Here is a 17,830-nt window from a genome sequence, read left to right as displayed (position 1 = left end):
CCGACAGTCCCGGACGAAGCCAGAAATAAACATCAAGATCCGGCTATGTCCGGTTTTGTTTAAGTTTTATAGAGCAGATTTGATCATGTCTCAAAAGAACGAAACAGCCATTCTGATTGTAGCCTTGCTGCTTACCGGAGGATTATTAGCCGTGGGGTATTTTGCCTTTACCCAGTGGCAATCACAAACAGAGGCAGGTATGACAACATCTCCCACTTCCCCAACAGCTAGGAATGACTCCCGACCTAGGGCGATTAGTGGTGGGCAACAGTTATTGGTTGCCAGCACAACTTCCCCCGCTAAACAAGAGGGAATTGAGGCGATCGCTGCCGGAGATTATTCTAGGGCTGTTTCCCAGTTGGAAGCCTCCCTACAGCAAAATCGCAATGATCCAGAAGCCCTAATTTATCTCAATAATGCCCGCATTGGTGCTGGACAGTCCCATACAATAGCCGTTTCTGTTCCTATCACTACCGCAGAAAATGCAGCCCAGGAAATCCTGCGGGGAGTAGCCCAGGCTCAAAATGAAGTTAACCAAGCCGGGGGTATTAACGGCGTTCCCCTGCGGGTGCTGATTGCTGATGATGCTAATAACCCTAGTGTCGCTGAACAAGTGGCTCAGTCTCTAGTCGCAGATGACCAGGTTTTGGGAGTCGTGGGGCATTTTGCTAGTGATGTGACTTTGGCTGCATCCCCCATTTATGAAAGGGGTCAATTGGTGGCGATTTCTCCCACCAGTACCTCGATGCAGTTATCTAGGGCGGGGAATTTCATTTTTCGGACTGTTCCCAGCGATCGCTTTACCGCTAATACCCTGACTAAATATATGGTAGATACCCTGAATCTGAACCAGGCGGCTATTTTTTATAACCAGGATAGTAGTTATAGTCGTTCCCTCAAAGATGAGTTTACTACCGCTTTATATGGAGATGGCGGCGCAGTCGTCGCAGAGATTAATCTGGCTGAGGGGAATTTTAATAGCTTTGATGCCGTAGAATCAGCTACGCGACAGGGTGCAGAGGCGATCGTATTATTGGCTAATACCGAAACTGTTAGTCAGGCTTTACAGGTGGTGCGTGTTAATGCTAGAAACTTACCTGTGTTGGGGGGAGATAGTCTCTACAGACCTGAAGTTTTACAGGTCGGAGGCGATAGTGAAGGCATGGTGGTCGCTATTCCCTGGCATATTCTTAGCCACACTAATTCCGCGTTTCCAGACGCGGCGACTCAGTTATGGGGTGGTGATATTAACTGGCGGACTACTATGGCTTATGATGCCACTAAAGCCTTGATTGCTGGTATTTCTGGAGATTCTAGCCGCCAGGGAGTCCAAAGGACACTATCAGAACCCGGTTTTTCCCCTAAGGGGGGTGGCGGAAATATCCGTTTTTTACCTTCTGGCGATCGCAACCAAGCCGCAGAATTGGTTAAGGTTGAACCCGGAAGGCGATCGGGATTGGGTTATGATTTTGTGCCACTTCCTTGATGTTAACCCCGTGCGTTTTTCGGTATAATTTACTGATAGCATAGTTTGGGCATAGTCATCAATAACAAACAAGGAGATGGGGGTTGTTTGGTCGCCAACTGATTTCTTTTCTATCATTATCTGGGTTCCGACCAAAATCTGATCTCGACAGAAAGGTTTGGCGATCGCATTTTCGGCTATTCATTGATAGGGCGATCGCTATCTTAATTCTCGCCAACCTCAGCTTAGTAGTTTTTGACTTTATCTACCTCAAAAACCGCCATTTATATATACGCATCGATGATTATCGCCAACAAATATCTAACACTCCCCAAAGGCAATATTTACAACTCGTAGATAATCTCCAGATCATCCTAGAACAGGAAGGCTTAAACTCTCCCCAAGTTGACCCTATCTTATCCGAAATTAGACAATCTAGCATCGAAATTCTCATAAAACAACCACCATTTCGGGTTCAAGACTCCCACGGAACTTTAGCAGTTATTAATAACCGACTCCGGGAACATCTCAACACCGATGACCTAGAAACAGCCATCAATACCTTTTGGAGTCGAGCATATTTCACTGATAATGGTTGGGAAAATTCCCTGAGATTTTTTAATATCAATTTACGACATCTATTTACACTATATGAACCCCAATTAAGCTATGATATAATTAAGGGAGTCGAAGCCTATCGACCCTCCCAAAGCTATCTGATGATTGTAGCAGACCTGAAAGCCATCTTAGAATATGAGGGTTTAGAATCCCCTCAAGTTGAACCCTTATTACAGCAGCTTCAGCAACTCAGCACTGAGATGATAGACCGCAGTTATATCCCCCAAATTGACAACACTTTAGGGTTAATCACTCATATCAAATATAGGATGGTCGAACATATCCACAGTGGCGATCCATCCACGACTAATCACTTAACACCCACCTTAAAATTTTTGTATTCAATGAGGGTATTAAGTATCCTCGCACCCGAAGTTATTTGGGTAGATCAGTCCTCAAGAGAAGCCTTTAGCACCTTCTGGAGTCTTGATAACTTCAGCCAAAAAGGATGGGAAACAGAACTAGATTTTTTTGACAGTCAAATAGCTAGTTTAATGCGTCAGATGTATTTCCGCCACCTGGGAATAAATGGCGAATTTATCGACCGTTTTTGGCTAGTTGATTTCCCTTGGGTAATCGTTTTTTGGCTGATTTTTCTCGTGGAACTCTCCTTTATTCGTCGTCGCCATCCCCAACTAGGGTTATGGCCATGTATTAGGATGATCTGGTATGACCTATTTTTACTGATTGGGGTTATTCGCCTAATTCGGATAATTCCAGTTATCATTCACTTAGAAAGAGCCAAATTACCTAATATGGCTACACTGAGGGCTCAAATTAAACTCAAAGTTATTGCTAGTTTTGGGAATGAATTAATCCAGGTAGTAGTTAACCAAAGCATTAGCCAACTCAAAGCAACTGTCAGCAGCGGAAAACTGCGAAAAATGATTTTTAAATCTCAACAAAAATCGATGAGTATCACCAAGCCAGAGAGTCCGAGTCAAGTCAAAGTAATTAGCCAACAATTATTAAAAGTTACTGCTTGTCATGTTTTACCAGAAATTCAACAGGACTTAGAAGCCTATCTTCATTATCAGGTCAGTCAGTCTGTTAAACAATCAGGAATTTATCGCCGTTTACAGAAAATTCCGGTGATTCGGAAACTTCCTGAACAGGTGAGTGATAATCTGGTCAAACGCATCGCCGCCCTTATCTCCCAGCAGCCACTAAAATCCTATTATGCCTCACAAAATAAACAACCAGATCCCATCGCGCAAGAATTGCAACAGCGATTAGTTAACCGTTTTTTAGATGTGTTACGTTCCGAACTCAAAAATAATGAGACTATCCAAGAAGTAGAATATATTTTAATTGACTTTTTAGACCAAGCCAAAATCAATAACGTTGAATCCGCACCACCGGACCCCGACACTCCGGCGCTAAAACCCGCACACTTCCCAGATGAATTTGACTAAAATCGGATGTTTGCAATATTACCGCTGCCACCAAAATCGATAATTATTATCGTTTAGCAATGCGTCAATTTGACTTTAATAAAGAATTGGAGGTGCTATGGCTTTTCGCTAAAATTGGATATTTTTTTTAAAAAAAAGTACCATCAAAACCTCAATATCCCACATTACAGTCTATTTATTTTCTCCATAAGATGCTATGAGATATTGGGTAAATCAATATACTTAATAGCTATTATGCTTTAGTTAGTAGCGTTAATTTTAACCCTGATGGTAATCGGATAGTTTCAGCTTCTGCTGACGGAACCGTTAAACTTTGCAAGGCGGAAAATATCGATGAATTATTAAATCGCGACTGTGACTGTCTCCGTCCATCAGATTTAACCGATAATTGTAAAAATATCTCCAATTAAATTTTGGTGATGAACATGAAATTCTTGCCTATACTATACAAAAAAATGCGATCGCTTGCTGATATTTATTCACAATAATTTATTTTTAATGAAGGATAAGTATAGATCCATCTGCCATGACCAATTTCAGCATTGTGAAAACCATTTTTTTGCAAAAAAATGACGAAAGATTTAGCTTTAGATACCTGATAAAAAGAAGCGACCTGAATTTTATTTACTTCCGGGTCGTGCCAAGCATCACAACAAAATTTTCTGCGAATATTTTGTAAATTTATGTAGCTATATTCAACCCAAATTGGATACCATACATTAGCGCCTCCAGCCGTGAAATCTCCGCAGCTATTGAGGGGAAATTGGTAATTTGTTGATTCCATATTTGGGATATTCTCCATAGACGAATAGCTGGGTATATTTTGATATACTAAAACAGAGGAAAATAAAGACATTAAAAATAAAAATTGATAAGTAGGAAATAATGGTTTTATGGTGATACATTTACTGACAACAATAGGACTGATTACAGCTAAAATGATGATGAAAAATATAATGATTATTTTATCAAAACTATATTCACGCCAATGGGTTAATATCTGGTAAAAATCAAATTTATCATTTTTTATATTAAAAAAATAAGTGATACCACTTAAAGCAATAAAAATATTAACAATTGTTAACAATAAACCCGCAATCCAATATGCTAACTTTTTCCAAAAATTACCCAATCCCAAGTATTGGTAAAGTTTTCTACTTTCCAGAAAAAAACAGATTATGGTTCCTGATACGATGGCTGATATCAAGTAATTCCAAAAATTATTATATCCTAATATTGATATCATTCCCATAAATATTACGGAAAAGCTTAAGATAGTGGCTATTGAAAAAGATGTGACTAATATCAGCCAAAACATGATTAATGTTAAATCTAAATGTTTAATCCAACCAATCTATATCTGTTAACCATCCAACAATTGCAGGACTCGCTGTGGTAATTATTGTGACTAATATAATGTAAAAAAACTGCTCTCCAGTCTCAGCTTTTTGTAGGACTTCCATGATGCCCATATCTTTACCAGCCGCTACATTACTCAATATAAGATAACGAGCATTACCATTTAGTGAAGTGGTAAAATCAAATAAAATACATAATACTAATATTACCGGCAAAAACAATGTCAAATCATTCGTTCCAGAACGAGCCAACTTCAAAATACCTTTAGTACAAAGATTGACAGATGCAATAGTAATAGCCACAACAACAGCAATTCCCCATGCTATAATATTGGTTCCTAAAACACCAACTATACCAAGTGCAGTGGTAATTACATCCCAGACCATTGGAAAAAATAAAGCACAAATCAAGATAGTTTTTATATTCATTTGGTTCCGTTTAATTATGAGGAAAGATTGTTAATTTTATAGATGTTGACTAAGCAAAATTGATATCAAGGTGAAGGAAGTCGATCAATTTCCTTGAAGTCCTGGAATTTAGAATCAGGTGAAGCATCATAACTTTTATCACGTTTTTCTGGCAAAAAATGTTCTGTTTGTGCATCATTTTCCAAGCTACTGTCTTCGGGAAATGATTGATTTTCTCTGTGGGGCAATTCATTAGATGAAGTTTGTAATTCTACTATAATAAAAGCCAAAGGAAGTCCGAGCAATAAACTTAGTATTACCATGAAAGCAAAAATTTTACTAGTCGAATTATTTTGGCTGTTTTTCAATTTTTGTTGATTATTTTTATCTTCTAAAGTTATTAGTATTTCTTGGATAAAGTTATCCCAACATTGTAGAAATTCATGTCGTAATTCTGTCACAGGTTGATTGATTTTTGTACCTGGCAATTCAAAAGTTTTTGATAAAGTTTCAAGTCCCTGTGTAATTTTTTGGTTATCTATTCCCGAAAAATATTGTTTGGTTAATTCCAAAAAGTTAGAAATTAGGGTTTTTAGTGTTTGACTAAATTCTGAATCATCTAGATCATGCTTTCCTTGATATAGCTGATCCATCTTACAAATATATGGCGATAAAGTTTTGATTTTTTCTTGATACATAGGATGTTTAACAACGGATGAATTTTCCAAGTATTTTTCAAAAATACTATAAAAACTTGTTTTTTTGCTGAATAATTTGTCTTTGTTTTGAGTATTATTTGACATTATTTTTGATTAATTTATTAATAATAATTAAACATGGTTCTAAAACATCTTTGCTGATTATACATCTTTAGCGTAAACAAAAAGTAATGTAAAGTAATAACAAAGTAACAATAAAGTAATATATTGATGATTATGCTGAACGCTAATGTTTGGATATAGACAATAAGACTGGTCATATAGCTGAACTGGAATCTATGCTACCAGCTTTGCTGGTTAAGTTGACGTTTTTCGAGTATCATAGAAAAACAGTAGTTAACTTTTGGCAAGTAGCTATATGTGGTTGCCTAAGTTGCATTTTATCAATGTGTAGCTTTTTGCTCACAAGTGCTTACCTTTTGAGGGACTTTGAGTGATGATAGTTGACGAAGCACTGGTAATTGTGGAAGCCGTACTCGATTATGAACGCCTCAACGATGTTCAAGAGGTCGTATTTCGTCAGGCTTGGGAAGGTTTATCTTACCGTGAAATGGCTAAAAGCACTGGCTATGCAGAGGATTACCTCAAGGATGCAGGCGCGAAACTCTGGCAAATGCTGACTAATGCCTTTGGAGAAAAGGTAAAAAAAGGTAATTTAAAATCTGTTCTGAAGCGATATTTACGGCGGCATCAAATTATCGTACACCGTAATAAGGTGACTGGGGTTAATGTTATTGGAACCAATCTTGATAGCACAAGAGTTGTGGGAAACTTATATGAATCCAACTTTTGTCAAGCAGATTTGTATAAGGCTCAAAGCTATGAAGAATCAGAAAAACAGACAAATGCTGAATCGGAAAAGGAGTTCAACTATCAATCTTTAACCTATTCTTGGAATGGCTGGCAGTTTCGCTCTCAAGCAGAAGTGAATATTGCCGAAGCACTAGATCGCGCCGATGTTTTGTTTTTCCCAAATGCTAAAGCCCGGTTGACTACCCCAGATGGAAAGCAAAACCCATCTCCTCATTTCCTGGTCTGTTACAAAACAAAACTGGGTATTTTAGCGGTAGATGTAGACGATCGCGATCGCGAAACCAATATGGATTTTCTTCTACAGTCGCAGGGTATTTGCATTGTCCAGCATTATGATATCACTGAATGTACCGAAAAGCCTGATCTCGTTGTCATAGAGTTTTTAGAGCTTTTGATGCAAGCCTAAAATCGATTAATAAAACATATCCTAAAAACCCTAAGATTCCCACAAACGTCGCCCTTTAGATCCTCCCAGTCGTTGGTGAGTGTCTCGCAACAGACGGGGAATATCTAAATTTTCAGGACAGCGGGGTAAACAGTCGCCGCAGTCGGTACATCGATCGCCTCTACGTCCAGGAAACCAATGTCCGGCATTCTCAAACATACCATAGCGATACTTACCAAATTCCGTCATATTGTAGGCGATCGCCAAATTTCGCAATCTCAGGACTTCCGGGATATTAATCAGTTCAGGACATGGTAAACATTCATAACACTGTTTACAGGTATCGGTTGCTAATGTTTCCTCTAAGGCGGTTTCCAGAGCCATGAAGGTGCTTTGTTCCGACTCCGTGAGGGATTCTACAGAATCGGCTACTTGCAGCGGTAAATCCAATTCTTGCGGGTTAGCGGCTCCTAAACTGAGGGTAGTAATGCGGCGATCGCTCAATAGGAATCGATAATTCAAGTGCAGGGGTGAAAATGGATCGCATAGCTGAGTTAACTTAGCTGGGGGGGTGTAGAGTCTTCCCCCTTTATCGGCTGGGGAAATAATGAAAATCCCCATATCCTTTTGAGATGCTAGGGTGATGGCGGGAGCATGGCGCTGGAAAAAATAGTAATAATGGAGATTGACAAACTCAAAGCGATCGCTATTAATGGCTTCCAGAATCACCTCAACCGGAGCATGGGTCGAGAACCCCAGATGTCTGACCCGTCCATCTGCAATGGCTCTGTCAATACCCACAATACCAGCGATCGCCTCCGTGAGATGTTCGGGGGTATTAATACCATGAATCGCCAAACCATCGAGATAGTCAAGATTCAGCCTAGTTAGGGAATCATCGATCGCCTTTTCTAAAGCATCAGGATCAGACATGGGTGGGATCTTGGTAGTAATATAAAGCTGCGATCGCTCCACAGGTAGACCACCCAGCCAACTCGCTCCCAGATACTCCTCACTTTTGCCATAACCTTTGGCAGTCTCTATATGGTTAATTCCCATAGAAACTGCCCTTTCTATGGTTTGGTGGGCATTTTCCGGGGATGCTAAATAGCGCATCGTCCCCAGGGAAAATACTGATAGGGATAAATTGGTTTTACCAAAGCGTCGATAACGCATGATTTTAGTTATTGAGCTTCGTCTTTGCGAAAATCGGCTCGTCTAATCAACTCTTCTGGACTCAGGTTAGCGACAAAATCGCGAAAGGCGCGTCTTTCGGCTTCGTCAGCATCACGATCAACAGGGATAGAAGCATCAGCGATGACTTCTTCCATGACCCAGATGGGGCTATCGGTACGCAGTGCAATGGAAATAGCATCAGAAGGACGCGCATCAATTTCTTTACGATTCTCCCCTTGACGTACAATCAAGACAGCATAAAATGTATTGTCTTGGAGGGAGTGAATCACAATCCGCTCTAAAACCATATCCCAGGTTTCCATGAGATTGACAAATAAATCATGGGTTAGGGGTCGGGGGGGTTGATGGTTTTCCAAAGCGCCGATTATCGATTTAGCCTGATCCTGACCGATAAAAATAGGTAAGGCTCGTCGCTCAGACGCATCTCTGAGTAAAACAATAGGGCTGCGTGTGGTAGCGTCTAGTGCAATTCCGGCGACTTTCATTTCAATCATCGGTTCAGCCTCGATAAAATACGATAGACAAACAACAAGTGGTTAGACCCGCCAGTAAGAATCCAGCAATTCCAGTATGCCTTGATTTTTACCCGAATTGACGACAATTGCTCCGAAATTGTGGACAGCCCGGATGTGAATATGGTCAAACAATGCCGCATAATTAACTGGTGTTAGCCTAAAAATCTAGGTGTAATGGGGATTCTAGCTTACCGGGAAGGTAATCGCTAGGGGTTTTGGTGGTCATGGGAATTACCACCTCGGTGATTGGTTTTGTTTGTTTAACGTTCACTTGATACGGGAAAAAAGTTATGTTTACCGGATTAATTCAGGCCTTGGGGACGATTGAGAGTTTGGGGCGATCGCGTTTTCAGATCGATTGTCAGGTGGGTGCAATTGATCTGATTTTGGGGGATTTGGCGATCGGTGATAGTGTCGCGGTTAATGGGGTTTGTCTAACAGTGGTGGAAATTATGCCCCGTGGCTTGGTGGCGGAGGCTTCCCCGGAAACTTTGGGTCGGACTACTTTGGGTAGTAATTTAAATGGTTATGTGAATTTGGAGGCTTCCCTGCGTGCGGGAAGTAAGTTGGGAGGACATTTTGTTACGGGTCATGTTGATGCGATCGCCACTCTCGAGGCGGCGGTGTCTGTGGGGAATTCCTGGGAAATGCGTTTTGTTCCCCCCAGTGATGCTGGTCTGTGGAATCAACAGATTGCTCCCTATTTGGTTGCTAAGGGTAGTATTGCTGTTAATGGGGTGAGTCTGACTATTTCCGAATGCGATCGTCATAGTCGTTGGTTTGCAGTCGCTGTTATCCCTCACACCTACCAAAATACTAATCTTTGCACCTTGGAAACTGGTAGTTTAGTCAACTTGGAAGCCGATATTTTGGGTAAATATGTCGCCAAACTTCTCAGTATAAATTCCACCGATTCCCTGAATATTTATCATCAGCAATCTCTCACAGCCACCCCAGAAATTACCCCAGAATTTCTCAGCGAACATGGTTTTAATTAGTCCATCAATTAATTATTAGTCAAAAAAAAGCCCCCCACCAATGGTGGAGGACTTGCAACTAATTACCTAACATTAGGGTTCAGTTTAACCGAACTTACCAGCAGTTGAGGCAATTAGGAAGGCTGCATAGGTGAGGATATAGCCAACCGTGAAGTGAGCTAAACCAACAACGCGAGCTTGAACGATGGACAGAGCCACTGGCTTATCTTTCCAGCGAACCAGGTTCGCCAAAGGAGTGCGCTCATGAGCCCAAACAATGGTCTCGATGAGTTCTTGCCAGTAACCACGCCAGGAAATCAGGAACATGAAACCAGTTGCCCAAACCAAGTGTCCGAACAGGAACATCCAGGCCCAAACAGAGAGGTTGTTAGTTCCGAAGGGGTTGTAACCATTGATTAACTGGGAAGAGTTCAACCACAGATAATCGCGGAACCATCCCATCAAGTAGGTAGAAGATTCGTTGAACTGAGCAACGTTACCTTGCCAGATACCCAGGTGCTTCCAGTGCCAGTAGAAGGTTAACCAGCCCAGGGTGTTGAGCATCCAGAACATAGCTAGGTAGAAGGAATCCCAAGCGGAGATGTCGCAAGTACCGCCACGGCCGGGGCCATCACAAGGGAAGGCATAGCCGAAGTCTTTTTTGTCGGGCATCAGCTTGGAACCACGAGCATCCAACGCACCTTTGACCAGAATCAGGGTGGTGGTGTGCAGACCGAGAGCGATCGCATGGTGAACCAAGAAATCGCCAGGGCCGATGGTTAGGAACAGAGAGTTAGTGCCGGAGTTGATGGCATCCAGCCAGCCAGGCAACCAAACGTTACCGTAGTTAGGCCAAGCAGTGGTGGCAATGCTTTCAGGATTGGAAAGCAGCACATCCATTGCATAAACCGCTTTACCATGAGCAGCCTGAATGAACTGAGCGAACACAGGCTCAATCAGGATTTGCTTTTCAGGAGTACCGAAGGCGACCACAACATCGTTATGGACATAAATGCCTAAGGTGTGGAATCCGAGGAACAGAGACACCCAGCTCAGGTGAGAGATGATTGCCTCTTTGTGATCCAAAACGCGAGCTAAAACGTTACCTTTGTTTTGCTCAGGATCATAGTCACGAACCAGGAAGATAGCGCCGTGAGCAAAAGCACCGACCATTAAGAAGCCAGCAATGTACTGATGGTGCGTGTAAAGAGCAGCCATCGTGGTGTAGTCCTTAGCAATGAAAGCATAAGGAGGAATGGAGTACATATGCTGGGCAACCAGGGAGGTGATTACACCCAGACAAGCCAAGTGCCATCCTAACTGGAAGTGGAGAGAGTTGTTATAGGTCTCATAAATGCCTTGGTGAGGCATATTAAAAGGACCTTCGAGACGACGACCAAAGAAGTCTTTGGCATCGCACATTTCTTTGATGCTGTGACCGATTCCGAAGTTAGTCCGGTACATATGACCCGCAATGATGAAAATCACTGCGATCGCCAGATGGTGGTGAGCCATATCGGTCAGCCACAGGGACTCGGTTTGGGGATGAAATCCACCTAAGAAAGTCAGAATTGCAGTCCCTGCACCTTCAGAAGTACCGAACACATGACGAACGGTGTCAGGATTCTGAGCGTAAACTCCCCAGTTACCAGTAAAGAAGGGAGCCAAACCCGCCGGGTGAGGCAGAGTGCTCAAGAAGTTATCCCAACCCACGTGCTGTCCGCGAGATTCGGGGATAGCGACGTGAACCAAGTGACCAGTCCAAGCCAAGGAACTAACACCGAACAGACCTGCCAAGTGGTGGTTCAAACGAGATTCAGCGTTTTTGAACCAGGACAGACTGGGGCGGTACTTGGGTTGCAGGTGCAACCAACCAGCAAACAGGAACACTGCAGCCAGTAAAAGCAGGAAGATAGAACCTTGGTAGAGGTCTCCATTGGTCCGCATCCCGATGGTGTACCACCAGTGGTAAACACCAGAGTATGCGATATCAACCGGGTTAGAAGCGCCAGCTTGGGTAAATGCGTCAACAGCGGGTTGCCCAAATTGGGGGTCCCAAATGGCGTGAGCGATGGGACGTACATTTAAGGGATCTTTGATCCACTGTTCAAAATTGCCTTGCCAAGCGACGTGGAACAGGCTGCCAGAAGTCCAGAGAAAAATGATGGCGATGTGTCCAAAGTGAGAGGCAAAAATCTTTTGGTAAAGATTCTCCTCGGTCATTCCATCATGAGTCTCAAAATCATGGGCTGTGGCAATCCCGTACCAAATCCGACGAGTGGTCGGATCTTGAGCCAAATCCTGGCTAAATTTTGGGAATTTCGTTGCCATAAGTCCTAACTAAATGGTGTTCTCATTAAGTCCGCCCTGGGAAATCGAGGTAGTTACCCCGATTCCCGAGCGAAGAACCCTCATCCTACGGAGATGATGCGGGCGAGGAAGAATGCCCAGGTGGTGACAATTCCCCCCAGAAGGTAGTGAGCTACTCCCACCGCACGACCCTGAATGATGCTCAGAGCGCGAGGTTGGATGGCTGGAGCCACTTTGAGCTTGTTGTGTGCCCAAACAATAGACTCGATTAGTTCTTGCCAGTAGCCACGGCCACTGAACAGGAACATCAGGCTGAAAGCCCAGACAAAGTGAGCCGCCAAGAACATCAAGCCGTAGGCTGAAAGGGCTGACCCATAGGAGTTGATTACCTGAGAGGCTTGCGCCCACAAGAAATCACGCAACCATCCATTAATGGTAATAGCACTTTGGGCAAAATTGCCATTGGTAATGTGACTAATCGTGCCGTCAGAGGCGACGGTTCCCCAAACGTCAGACTGCATCTTCCAACTGAAGTGGAAAATCACAATTGACAGGGAGTTATACATCCAGAACAAGCCAAGGAATACATGGTCCCAACCAGATACTTGGCAGGTGCCGCCACGACCAGGGCCGTCGCAGGGGAAGCGGAATCCCAACTCGCTTTTATCGGGAATTAGGCGAGAACTGCGGGAGTACAGAACACCTTTGAGCAGAATTAAAACGGTCACGTGAATGGTGAACGCATGGATGTGGTGAACCATGAAGTCCGCCGTACCCAATGCGATCGGCATCATTGCGACCTTGCCACCCACAGCAATTACATCACCGCCAAAGGCAGGACTAACGCTGGCGAGGGCATTGGGGGCTGTATTGCCCGGTGCTAGGGTGTGCAGGTTTTGCACCCACTGAGCAAAGATAGGTTGCAGTTGAATTCCTGTGTCAGAGAACATATCTTGGGGACGACCAAAGGCACGCATGGTGTCGTTATGGACGTACAGCCCAAAGCTATGGAAGCCCAGGAAGATACAAACCCAGTTTAGATGAGAGATGATGGCATCCCGATGACGGATTACCCGGTCTAGCAAGTTGTTAACATTCTTAGCCGGATCGTAATCCCGCACCATAAAGATGGCAGCGTGAGCACCAGCACCCACAATACAGAATGCTCCAATCCACATATGGTGAGTGAACAGAGACAGTTGAGTGGGGTAGTCTGTTGCGATATAGGGATAGGGAGGCATGGCATACATGTGGTGAGCCACAATGATGCTCAAGGAACCCAACATCGCTAAGTTAATAGCTAGTTGAGCGTGCCAAGAAGTTGTCAGAATTTCATAGAGCCCTTTGTGACCTTCTCCAGTGAAGGGGCCTTTGTGAGCTTCTAATAATTCCTTCATGCTATGGCCAATACCCCAGTTCGTCCGGTACATATGACCGGCAATGATGAATAGAACTGCTAGAGCTAGGTGGTGGTGAGCTGTATCGGACAGCCACAAACCGCCAGTCTGAGGATTTAAACCACCCTTAAAGGTTAGGAAGTCTGCGTAAACTCCCCAATTTAAAGTGAAGAATGGGGTTAGTCCTTGCTTAAAGCTGGGATACAGTTCCGCCATCAAGCTGGAGTTCAGAATGAACTCATGGGGCAAGGGGATGTCTTTAGGAGCCACCCCGGCATCTAGCAGCTTGTTAATTGGCAAAGACACATGAATTTGGTGTCCAGTCCAACCCAAGCAGCCTAAGCCCAATAGTCCAGCTAGGTGATGGTTCATCATCGACTCCACATTCTGGAACCATTCCAGTTTGGGAGCACGTTTATGGTAGTGGAACCAACCAGCGAACAGCATTAGACCCGCCATCACCAATGCACCGATCGCTGTGCAGTAGAGTTGGAACTCGTTGGTGATACCGGAAGCTCGCCATAATTGGAACAATCCAGAAGTGATCTGGATGCCCTGGAAGCCACCACCTACATCGGCATTCAAAATTTCTTGGCCAAAGATGGGCCATACAACTTGTGCGCTCGGTTTAATCCCTGTTGGGTTTGTTAACCAAGCCTCGTAGTTGGAAAACTTCGCGCCGTGGAAATATGCACCACTCAGCCAAATGAAGATTACTGCCAGATGGCCGAAGTGAGCGCTAAAGATTTTGCGCGAAATATCTTCTAAATCGCTGGTATGACTATCGAAGTCGTGAGCGTCGGCGTGCAGGTTCCAAATCCAGGTTGTCGTACTTGGACCTTTGGCAAGATCGCGGCGAAAATGACCGGGTTTTCCCCACCTTTCAAAAGAGGTAGGAGTTGGGTCTTTGTCTACCGTGACCTTGGCTTTTACCTCCCGCTCTGGAGGACTGATGGTCATTTAGACTCTCCTCTCCGTATCACAAATAACAAAATATTGTTGCAGATTCTGAAACGGGATTTTTAAGCCCCTTCATCATCCTTCACAAAAGTTTAGAGTGTTCTTAACCTTTGTTGGGGGCAACAACAAACCCTTAGTTTTGCCTTGGGCATTTAAAGGCATATTATAACGACAACTGTAGCTGCTGTCTACAACAGTTTTTGATTCTGCCGTCAGCTGCTGCTGTCTGTAAATTGTATATCATCTTTCCGAGTCACATGGGGGAGTCGGTAACAATAATTAAGAATTCCTAAAACCCCTATAAAATCTTGGATTTAGCCCATATCAGCCGAAAAACTCTGTAAAGATCTGCATTGAACCGTTACAAAACTTAAAATTTGCTGCCATCAACTACTTTTATATACAGTTGGTAGCGGGACCAGTCGCTGGATCATGGCAGCTCCTGGACATAGATAAAAATGTTAAGGATAATCAGCATTTTATCAATATGTGTTTGACATATATATTAAGGATCGGATCTGTTTTGGGCTATAGTTGCATACAATACGGTTTCTTTGCACGATTTGGGTTTTAGGAGTTTATTTAATTGTGTCTGTGAACAAGTTCTGGTGGACTCCCATCAAAAAACTGCTGACTATTTTACTCGTCGCAGTAATCACGTTTCAGATGACTGGGTGTGGTGACTCTGAACCCACCGATCCATCAATTACCCAGACTCCATCATCAGCGAAAACTGTTAAGCAGAGTATTTCGGAAGTATCACCCCCAGATATCATTCAAAAATTACACCCAGCCCTCGATCGCTATCAACCTCAAGTCCAAATTCTTAGTCCTCAACCCGACCAATTGCTAGAGGATAATAATGTCACAGTCCAACTACAAGTTTTGGACTTCCCCACCTTCCGAGACGAAAAACTAGGTGATGGTCCCCACTTACATTTAATTATCGACAACGACAGCGATCGCGATATTTACAATCCCACGGAACCGATTATCCTATCAGACCTCAAACCAGGAACCCATACCCTGCGAGTTTTTGCGGTCTATCCCTGGGGCGAAAGTTTCAAAAATGATGGTTCAAGTGCGATCGCCACATTTCACATTTACACCAAAACCCCCAATAACAACCCAGATCCCAACCTTCCCTTACTTACCTATAACCGTCCCCAAGGAACCTATGGTGCTGAACCCATTTTGCTGGACTTCTATTTAGACAACGCCCCCCTACATTTAATCGCCCAGGAAGATCCAGAAGATGAAATCATCGATTGGCGTATCCGCGTCACCGTCAACGGCGAAAGTTTTATTATCGATCGCTGGGAACCCATATATTTAAAAGGATTCCAACCCGGTAAAAACTGGGTACAACTGGAATTTTTAGGCGAACTCGGAGAACCCCTTAATAACGTCTACAACAACACCGCGAGAGTTCTCACCTACGACCCCAAAAACCAAGATACTCTATCTAAACTGATTCGCGGTCAATTATCCCTATCCCAAGCTAGAAGTTTAGTTGATGCGAACTATACCAGTCCAACTTTAGCCCCCTCTCCTGAAATTGAGGAAATATCAGAACCTGAACCTATAGTTGAGGAACAGGAAGTCTCAGAACCCGAACCTATAGTTGAGGAAGAGGAAGTCTCAGAACCCGAACCTATAGTTGAGGAACAGGAAGAGGAAATATCAGAACCTGAACCTATAGTTGAGGAACAGGAAGAGGAAATATCAGAACCTGAACCTGTAGTTGAGGAAGAGGAAGTCTCAGAACCTGAACCTATAGTTGAGGAAGAGGAAGTCTCAGAACCTGAACCTGTAGTTGAGGAAGAGGAAGTCTCAGAACCTGAACCTGTAGCCCCAAGGGAACCTTTACCCCCAGAAAATCCCACATCAGAAAGTTCCGAACCAGTAGCCGGAAACCAATTACAGAAACTTGGGCAAAACTTGGAACTACCCAAATCTTCCAATAACGACTCGGAAACGCCAATTTTAGAGAAAATTAAAAACTTTTTCAGCAGCTTTGAGATTCCCGGATTAACTAAAATAGAAACGAAACCGGGGACTCCAGCCGCCTTACCTAAAATTGTGCGAGACCAACCAGAAACTGAAACCAGGGAAGCACCTGTAACCGAGAGCGAATCAAGCGATCGCTTCAAGTAAACCGCCGCCATAAACATCACTTACTATCATGATTATGAGTAATTCCCAACCGACTCAAAAACCCATAGAATACTACCAATGGCGTGGGTATCAATGCGCCTATGAATTTCATCCCTCATCTTCCGAAAAATCCGCAGATATTCCCCTACTATTAATCCATCCTATTGGAGTAGGATTATCTCGGCGTTTTTGGTATAGATTTTGTGATAAATGGCAGGGATATAATAACCCCATATATAGCCCAGACCTGCTGGGGTGTGGGGAAAGTGATAAACCAGCAGTAGCTTATCAAACCACAGACTGGGCGGAACAACTACAGTGTTTAATTGAAACAGTAATCAAGCAGCCAGTGATTTTAGTAGCACAGGGTGCTTTATTACCAGTGGCGATCGCCCTCAGTAAAACATACCCAGAAAGTGTGCGGGGAATAGTGTTATCAGGTCCCCCAGCTTGGCGAGTCATGACCGAGGCTTCATCACCCACTAAACAGCGTCTATTGTGGAACCTATTTTTTGATACCCCAGCTGGGCGACTCTTTTGGAATTATGCTTGTCGGGAACAGTTTTTACAGTCTTTTTCAATTAAACAATTATTTGCTGAAGCCAAAGATGTTGATCGCGAATGGTTAGACCTGTTAGCAATAGGTTCAAAAGACCCCAAAAGTCGCTATGCAGTCTTTTCATTTTTAGCAGGATTTTGGCGACAAGACTATACCCAAGACATGGCAAATTTGACTCAGCCGACCCTGGTGGTGTTTGGCGAAAAAGCCTCTAGTATTAGTCGCAGTGGGAAGTCAGAAACAGTAGATAATCGTGGGCAATTCTACGAAAAAGGATGGAAAAAATCCAAGTCTATAGTAATTCCGGGTCGTAATGTTTTACCATACGAAAAAACCGAAAGTTTTGTCAAAGTTACCCATGATTTTGTCAATAATATAAATTAATTCATCCACCCCTATAAGTTGGGGGCGGGTTTATTTAGACCGCCATTAATCACCACAATTCACGATGGTTGGGGGCGGGTTTATTTAGACCGCCATTAATCACCACAATTCACGATGGTTGGGGGCGGGTTTATTTAGACCGCCATTAATCACCACAATTCACGATGGTTGGGGGCGGGTTTATTTAGACCGC

At 43.4% G+C, this 17,830-nt stretch carries 14 protein-coding genes; 7 read left to right on the top strand and 7 right to left on the bottom strand.

The window, feature by feature from the left end; all coding sequences use genetic code 11:
• Positions 1-85: 85 nt before the first annotated feature.
• From ACTIE0_RS09760 to ACTIE0_RS09750, 3 genes are all read left to right on the top strand, one after another.
• Complete coding sequence (locus ACTIE0_RS09760) at positions 86-1,486, top strand: ABC transporter substrate-binding protein (RefSeq protein WP_006670099.1); 1,401 nt, start codon at positions 86-88, stop codon at positions 1,484-1,486.
• A gap of 83 nt (positions 1,487-1,569) precedes the next feature.
• Complete coding sequence (locus ACTIE0_RS09755) at positions 1,570-3,498, top strand: hypothetical protein (RefSeq protein WP_006670100.1); 1,929 nt, start codon at positions 1,570-1,572, stop codon at positions 3,496-3,498.
• A gap of 212 nt (positions 3,499-3,710) precedes the next feature.
• A complete protein-coding gene (locus ACTIE0_RS09750; protein WP_369076468.1) occupies positions 3,711-3,908 on the top strand; it encodes a hypothetical protein in 198 nt (65 codons plus the stop codon).
• A 65-nt stretch (positions 3,909-3,973) separates the two neighbouring features.
• On the opposite strand, the gene ACTIE0_RS09745 is transcribed toward ACTIE0_RS09750, so the two are convergent.
• The 3 genes from ACTIE0_RS09745 to ACTIE0_RS09735 all read right to left on the bottom strand — a co-directional run bounded on the left by ACTIE0_RS09745 (position 3,974) and on the right by ACTIE0_RS09735 (position 6,067).
• Positions 3,974-4,816: a hypothetical protein gene (locus ACTIE0_RS09745; RefSeq protein ID WP_006670101.1), complete on the bottom strand. Its 843-nt coding sequence runs from the start codon at positions 4,814-4,816 to the stop codon at positions 3,974-3,976.
• A 22-nt stretch (positions 4,817-4,838) separates the two neighbouring features.
• Positions 4,839-5,285, bottom strand: coding sequence for a hypothetical protein (locus tag ACTIE0_RS09740; RefSeq protein WP_006670102.1), 447 nt, complete (start codon positions 5,283-5,285; stop codon positions 4,839-4,841).
• Between the two features lie 65 nt (positions 5,286-5,350).
• Positions 5,351-6,067: a hypothetical protein gene (locus ACTIE0_RS09735; RefSeq protein WP_006670103.1), complete on the bottom strand. Its 717-nt coding sequence runs from the start codon at positions 6,065-6,067 to the stop codon at positions 5,351-5,353.
• 352 nt (positions 6,068-6,419) lie between these two features.
• Between ACTIE0_RS09735 and ACTIE0_RS09730 the strand changes: the two genes are divergently transcribed.
• Entirely contained in the window at positions 6,420-7,202 is a 783-nt protein-coding gene (locus tag ACTIE0_RS09730) for a helix-turn-helix domain-containing protein (protein WP_006670104.1), read from the top strand.
• A gap of 30 nt (positions 7,203-7,232) precedes the next feature.
• On the opposite strand, the gene ACTIE0_RS09725 is transcribed toward ACTIE0_RS09730, so the two are convergent.
• Together ACTIE0_RS09725 and ACTIE0_RS09720 are read right to left on the bottom strand one after the other, a co-directional pair.
• Positions 7,233-8,357 carry an aldo/keto reductase gene (locus tag ACTIE0_RS09725; protein WP_006670105.1) on the bottom strand — a complete coding sequence of 375 codons (1,125 nt, stop codon included), beginning with the start codon at positions 8,355-8,357 and terminating at the stop codon, positions 7,233-7,235.
• A gap of 8 nt (positions 8,358-8,365) precedes the next feature.
• Positions 8,366-8,872 carry a bifunctional nuclease family protein gene (locus ACTIE0_RS09720; protein ID WP_006619830.1) on the bottom strand — a complete coding sequence of 169 codons (507 nt, stop codon included), beginning with the start codon at positions 8,870-8,872 and terminating at the stop codon, positions 8,366-8,368.
• A 311-nt stretch (positions 8,873-9,183) separates the two neighbouring features.
• On the opposite strand from ACTIE0_RS09720, the gene ACTIE0_RS09715 reads away from it, so the two are divergent.
• Positions 9,184-9,891, top strand: a complete 708-nt coding sequence (locus ACTIE0_RS09715) for a riboflavin synthase (RefSeq protein WP_006670106.1) — start codon at positions 9,184-9,186, stop codon at positions 9,889-9,891.
• Between the two features lie 84 nt (positions 9,892-9,975).
• On the opposite strand, the gene psaB is transcribed toward ACTIE0_RS09715, so the two are convergent.
• Both psaB and psaA read right to left on the bottom strand, forming a co-directional pair.
• A complete protein-coding gene (gene psaB, locus ACTIE0_RS09710; protein WP_006670107.1) occupies positions 9,976-12,201 on the bottom strand; it encodes a photosystem I core protein PsaB in 2,226 nt (741 codons plus the stop codon).
• Positions 12,202-12,281: 80 nt separating this feature from the next.
• Positions 12,282-14,537 carry a photosystem I core protein PsaA gene (gene psaA, locus ACTIE0_RS09705; RefSeq protein ID WP_006670108.1) on the bottom strand — a complete coding sequence of 752 codons (2,256 nt, stop codon included), beginning with the start codon at positions 14,535-14,537 and terminating at the stop codon, positions 12,282-12,284.
• A 588-nt stretch (positions 14,538-15,125) separates the two neighbouring features.
• On the opposite strand from psaA, the gene ACTIE0_RS09700 reads away from it, so the two are divergent.
• Together ACTIE0_RS09700 and ACTIE0_RS09695 are read left to right on the top strand one after the other, a co-directional pair.
• Entirely contained in the window at positions 15,126-16,694 is a 1,569-nt protein-coding gene (locus ACTIE0_RS09700) for a hypothetical protein (RefSeq protein WP_035758717.1), read from the top strand.
• Positions 16,695-16,722: 28 nt separating this feature from the next.
• Positions 16,723-17,637, top strand: a complete 915-nt coding sequence (locus ACTIE0_RS09695) for an alpha/beta fold hydrolase (protein ID WP_062945706.1) — start codon at positions 16,723-16,725, stop codon at positions 17,635-17,637.
• Positions 17,638-17,830 lie beyond the last annotated feature (193 nt).

The organism is Limnospira sp., assembly GCF_051859755.1.
Lineage (GTDB): Bacteria > Cyanobacteriota > Cyanobacteriia > Cyanobacteriales > Microcoleaceae > Limnospira > Limnospira fusiformis.
The sequence above is the reverse complement of the archived record's forward strand: the minus strand, read 5'-3'. Positions and strand labels throughout refer to the sequence as shown.

Coding starts and splice junctions, on each gene's coding strand:
- ACTIE0_RS09715 (WP_006670106.1), top strand. CDS start 9,184: ATGTTTACCGGATTAATTCAGGCCTTGGGGACGATTGAGAGTTTGGGG.
- ACTIE0_RS09695 (WP_062945706.1), top strand. CDS start 16,723: ATGATTATGAGTAATTCCCAACCGACTCAAAAACCCATAGAATACTAC.
- ACTIE0_RS09740 (WP_006670102.1), bottom strand. CDS start 5,285: ATGAATATAAAAACTATCTTGATTTGTGCTTTATTTTTTCCAATGGTC.
- ACTIE0_RS09745 (WP_006670101.1), bottom strand. CDS start 4,816: ATGTTTTGGCTGATATTAGTCACATCTTTTTCAATAGCCACTATCTTA.
- psaA (WP_006670108.1), bottom strand. CDS start 14,537: ATGACCATCAGTCCTCCAGAGCGGGAGGTAAAAGCCAAGGTCACGGTA.
- ACTIE0_RS09735 (WP_006670103.1), bottom strand. CDS start 6,067: ATGTCAAATAATACTCAAAACAAAGACAAATTATTCAGCAAAAAAACA.
- ACTIE0_RS09720 (WP_006619830.1), bottom strand. CDS start 8,872: ATGATTGAAATGAAAGTCGCCGGAATTGCACTAGACGCTACCACACGC.
- ACTIE0_RS09760 (WP_006670099.1), top strand. CDS start 86: ATGTCTCAAAAGAACGAAACAGCCATTCTGATTGTAGCCTTGCTGCTT.
- psaB (WP_006670107.1), bottom strand. CDS start 12,201: ATGGCAACGAAATTCCCAAAATTTAGCCAGGATTTGGCTCAAGATCCG.
- ACTIE0_RS09725 (WP_006670105.1), bottom strand. CDS start 8,357: ATGCGTTATCGACGCTTTGGTAAAACCAATTTATCCCTATCAGTATTT.
- ACTIE0_RS09730 (WP_006670104.1), top strand. CDS start 6,420: ATGATAGTTGACGAAGCACTGGTAATTGTGGAAGCCGTACTCGATTAT.